The organism is Protofrankia sp. Cr2 (assembly GCF_963555885.1).
Classification (GTDB): Bacteria; Actinomycetota; Actinomycetes; order Frankiales; family Frankiaceae; genus Protofrankia.
Genome location: NZ_CAUVXG010000010.1, coordinates 1 through 5,014 on the forward strand (window position 1 = coordinate 1; position 5,014 = coordinate 5,014).

Sequence of the window (5,014 nt, forward strand, 5' to 3'; positions counted from 1 at the left end):
CCACCCCCGAGACCACTGCCCCCGATGCCGCGCAACGTAGTGTTACTAGTGGGTAGCGGAGCATTCAAGTCTGCCAGAACGACCTGGTCCCCCTCGGACAGGCCGGATGTCACCTGGGTGAAGATCATACCTACCGCGCCCACCTCAACCGGCAGGCTGGTCAGCTTGGCGTCTCGCAGCACCGACACGACATGACGGTTACCGAGGGTACGAACGGCTGACGTGGGCACGGCCAGCGCATGCGCCGCGCTGGAGACGACGATGGACACAGCCGCCCCGGAGCCGGCGAACAGCGTTCCGCCGCCGTTGAGGCCGATGGTCACCGGATAGGCCACCCCGCTCGACGCTCCAGACGATGCCGTCCCGGTGGATGTCGTGGACGCTGCCGGCAGCAGGCCGACTGCCACCACGGTGCCCGCCGTCGGCGAGTCGGTGCCATTCGGGGTCACTGTGACCTTCGCACCGACCTTCACCGCGGCGACATTGCTGTCACTGACCGTCGTCATGACCTCCATGGAACCCGGATTCACCACGACGATCGCTGCTGTGCTCGACCCGGCGGTCACGGACTGACCGGACGTGACGTTGACGGCGGCCACGAGGCCACTGATCGGGCTGATGAGCCGTGCCTGGTCCAGACTCTGCTGGGCTACTGGAACCATGGCATTGGCAGCATCGACCGAAGCCTGGTCGGCAGCGATCTGAGCCGCCGAAGCCGGTGCCCGGGAGGTGCCCGACGCCGTCGTCGAGCCGCCCGCGGCCCTACCACCGGCTGACGTACCACCGGCTGACGTACCACCGGCTGACGTACCACCGGCTGACGTACCGCCGCGGGTGGCCCCACCTCCGGTGTTGCCCGTCGTGCCAGAACCCCCGGTCGTGCCGGCACCTCCGGTTTTACCGGAATTACCGGGGGTACCGCCGGCCTGCTGCTCGGCCCCGGTTTCGGAGCCGGACGGGCTTGGCGACGCTTGACCCGTGCCTGTGCCCGCTTGCTGTCCCGGAGACTGGGCCAGTAGCTGCGCGACCGCGGCATCGAGGGCCGCCTCATCCGCGGCTACGGCACGTAGATCATTGTTAAGGGTCTCCTGCTCAGCGAGGACCTGCTTGAGCAACGCTGCGCAGTCCGTACCGTCGGGCACCGGTCCGCCGGTCGATGCCGGGTCCTGCATCTGGGTCGCCTGCGTCGCCTGCGTCGGCTGGGTCGGTGTGGCGTTCGGAGCCCGGCCGAGGCTGTTGAGAAACGCCCGACAGACCAACTGCTCATGCGCCAGATCGGCCTGGGTCTGGTAAAGGACCATGTCGGCGGCATGTTGGTCAGCCAGCAACTGCTGCTGACGCTGCTTGACAAGATCCGCCGCCGCCACACCCTGCGCAGCACTTCCGCTACCTGACGCACCGACCCGCGGTTCGCCGGATACGATCAGGCCCACTACGCCATGACTCGCGCCCGGCGTGCCGGCCTGGCTCGACGCGATGAATGCCGCGCCGCCGACCACGCCGGAACCACTGCCGATTGACAGAGACGTCGAGGTCGAGGTCGAGGTGGAGGTCGTACCGGCGGTCTGGCTGGCCTGATCCGCCGCTAGTTTCGCCTGCGCAGACGCAAGCGTCGCACGGGCATTGTCCAGGGACGAGGCAAGGGATGATGTGTCGAGCTCGGCCAGGACGTCGCCGGTCGTCACATGCTGGCCGACAGCCACGGGAACCTGCGCCACCCGCCCGGAAACGGGAAAGCTGACCGACGCCTGGCTGACGGGCGTCACACTGCCGATGGAATTCAACGTCGCCTCGACGGTGCGGCGGCTGACCACGGTGGTCCGGTAGGACGGCCCGCTGGAGGTTGTGGCGACAAAGACGCCCCCGCAGGCTCCCCCGACGACAGCGATGGTGACGGCCACCGTCACCCAGCGGCGGCCCCGGTGTCGCCGTGCCCGGGACGTCCGGTCAGCCATTAGCGGACCCCTCAACGTTGGTCGGCTGGCGGAAACCGCTGGTACATCCGTCGGACCCCGCCTGCCGGATGCTGATCGACGTAGCTGTCACCGCCCCGGTGCTGTCGGCCGGACCCACCGCGGTGACGCACTCGCCGACCTTCAAAGCCGCGGACGACGCCGGGACGGTCTGGTCGTAGCCGGTCGAGGCGCTCGTCGTGACAGTTCTCGTCGTTGCCGGGCTATCCCCGCGGGCGATCGTCGTCACCACGAAGGTCGTGTCGGACTTCGAGGTGACCGTGCCGATGACTGCGCCGAAACGACCCTGTCCACCGGCGCCCGGACTGCGCTGCGGCCGGGGGCTGCCCGAGGGATTCGGGGCGCCCGAAGGACGTGCACCGCCGCCGAAAGCACCACGGAACGCGCCGTTGGCGGTGCACCCACCTGCATCCGGCTTACTGATCATAATGTTCTGTGCGGCGATCGGGCCGTCGGTGGCGGCTGCTTGCGACGCTCCTGTTCCCGCAGCCGCGGTCACCACGACGCAGTCGCCGACCACCAGGCTGGACGCAGTCGTCTGTTCGGTCTGGGTGAAAGCCGTGGAACTGTTGAAATTGACAGTGACCTGGCCTACCGACGGATTCTGGACCTGGATCGCCGTGTCGGTCACCGCCGCAGCCGTCCCGGTGACACCCGGCGGGCCCGACGGCGTGGAATTCGTCCCCCGATTCTGGATCGGCCCAGCCACGGTGGTGGCTGCGGCGCCCGAGCCCCCACCGCACGCGGCCACGGCGAATACAGCCGCCAGCGACAGCACGCTCAGCTGCCGCCCGCCGACGACTCGGGACCGGGATGCGAACCAGACCGGACGGGCTACGACGCCCGCCCGCATGGGCACATCGCCTTCACGCACATCGCCTTCGGGCATGTCCCTCTCGGACGCGATGCTGTCGGACACACTCGACTCGGACACGGTCAGCTCGGACACGGTGGGCTCGTTTTCCTGATCGTGGCCCTGGATGCAGGGCTGGGCCGGAGATCGAAAAATCATCATTCGCTGCGCAGCGCGTCGATGGGGGCCAGCCGGGCGGCTCGGCTGGCGGGGTAGACACCAAACCCGACGCCGATTCCCACCGCGACGATGATCGCGCCAAAGATTGCCGGCAGTGATATGTCGATGCGCTGGGAGATCACGTGCGGGAGTACTGCGGCCCCCACCAACCCAAGCGCGGCACCGGCAAGGCCGCCGGTCAGACCGAGGACGGACGCCTCCACCAGGAACTGACGTCTGATCACCCGAGGCGGCGCCCCGAGTGCCTTGCGCAGGCCGATCTCACGAATGCGTTCCGTAACGGAAACGAGCATGATGTTCATGACGCCGATGCCGCCGACGAGCAACGAGATCGCGGCGATGCCGCCCAGCAGCACGGTGAGGGTGCGGTCCACCGAGGTGGCGGCGGACAGGATGGACTGCTGGCTGGCGATGGTGAAGTCGGCGCCGGTGGGTGTGCTGATGTGGTGCAGCGCGAGCAGTTCGCTGTTGGCTTCCTGGTAGGCGGCGGACAGCGTCCTCGACGACGACGCCTCCAGATAGATGCTCTGCACGGAGGTACGCGTCGTGCCCCCGAACAGGCGATTGGCCGCAGTGGTGATCGGCAGCACGGCCTGATCGTCCTCATTGGCCGTGGCAGAGGACCCGACGGCGCTGAGAGTACCCACCACCTGCATCGGAACCGCGGACACCGTTACGGTCGCGCCGATCGGGCTGCGACCACCGAACAGTTGCTCGGCTGTGGTGGCCGCGAGCACGACGACCGCGGCGTGGCTGGTCACGTCCTGGCTGGTGATGAACCGCCCAGCATCGATCTTGCGTGCCCGGACCGACAACCAGTCCGGCGTCGTTCCGACGACCGTGGTGGTCCAGTTCGACGTCCCGGCCGTCAGCGACAGACTGCGCTGACTGGCCGGCGCGACCGCGGCGATGTCGGGGGCTACGTCCTTGGATGCGAGGGCCTCGGCGTCCTGCACGGTCAGCGTCGAGGCCGAACCGAAGCCGCCGCGGACGCCGGTACTGCTGGTCGTGCTACCCGGCGAGACGACGAGCAGGTTGCTGCCCAGAGAGTTGATCTGGTCGCGGACCTGGCCCTGGGCGCCCTCGCCGAGTCCGACGGTGAGAATGACAGCGGCGATGCCGATGAGGATGCCGAGCACGGTCAGGGCCGAACGCGAACGGTGCGTACGCACCGCATCCAAACCGATTCGCAGCGTCTCCATCCAGCTCACGTGCGCACATCCCAGGCGAGCGGGGTCGAGCCGGCGGGGCCCCCGCTCCCGAACCCGGTGTCGGCTCGGGGTTCGGTGTCGGCTCGGGATCGGGGCCCCGTGTCGTCCTGGATGTCACCGTCGCGGATCCGTACCACCCGGCCGGCGGTAGCGGCGACGTCGGGTTCGTGGGTGATGAGCACGATCGTGCGACCGGCGGCGTGTAGATCGCCCAGCAGACCGAGCACCTCCCCCGTGGACACGCTGTCGAGGTTGCCGGTCGGTTCGTCCGCAAGGATGAGCGCCGGATCGGTGACCAGCGCACGGGCGACGGCGACCCGTTGCTGCTGCCCGCCGGACAACTCGTTGGGACGGTGGGTCGTCCTGTCCCCCAGACCGACCTTCGTCAACGCGTCGATCGCCCGGTCGCGACGCTCCGCCCGACCCGTCCCGGCGTAGCACAAGGGAAGTTCCACGTTGCGCCATGCAGACAGCGACGGGAGCAGGTTGAACTGCTGGAAGACGAAGCCGATCCGCCGGTTACGGATCTCGGCCAGATCGTCCTCGGACATCCGGCCGACGTCCTCGCCGGCAAGGTGGTAGCTGCCCGAGGTGGGCACGTCGAGGCACCCGAGGATGTGCATCAAGGTCGACTTTCCCGACCCCGACGGACCCATGATTGCAATGTATTCACCCTCGGAGATACGCAGGTTCACACCCCGCAGCGCCTCGACTTGGAGGGCGCCGGTGCGGTAGGTCTTGCGGACACCGTCCAGTTCGATGACGGGTTGGCGGCCGGCGGGCGAGTGACTGATGGG

At 68.3% G+C, this 5,014-nt stretch carries 4 protein-coding genes; all 4 read right to left on the bottom strand.

Annotated elements, in window-relative coordinates:
• A partial coding sequence (locus tag U9978_RS07240) for a biotin/lipoyl-binding protein (protein ID WP_322760283.1) occupies nt 1–1,955 on the bottom strand: 1,955 nt, incomplete at its 3' end.
• Entirely contained in the window at nt 1,948–2,922 is a 975-nt protein-coding gene (locus tag U9978_RS07245) for a DUF5666 domain-containing protein (protein ID WP_322760284.1), read from the bottom strand. The genes U9978_RS07245 and U9978_RS07240, both read right to left, overlap by 8 nt.
• 62 nt (nt 2,923–2,984) lie before the next feature.
• On the bottom strand, nt 2,985–4,217 hold the full coding sequence (locus tag U9978_RS07250) for an ABC transporter permease (RefSeq protein WP_322760285.1): 1,233 nt from the start codon (nt 4,215–4,217) through the stop codon (nt 2,985–2,987).
• Nucleotides 4,214–5,011, bottom strand: coding sequence for an ABC transporter ATP-binding protein (locus tag U9978_RS07255; protein ID WP_322760365.1), 798 nt, complete (start codon nt 5,009–5,011; stop codon nt 4,214–4,216). The genes U9978_RS07250 and U9978_RS07255 overlap by 4 nt, the downstream gene beginning before the upstream one ends.
• Between the last annotated feature and the right edge of the window lie 3 nt (nt 5,012–5,014).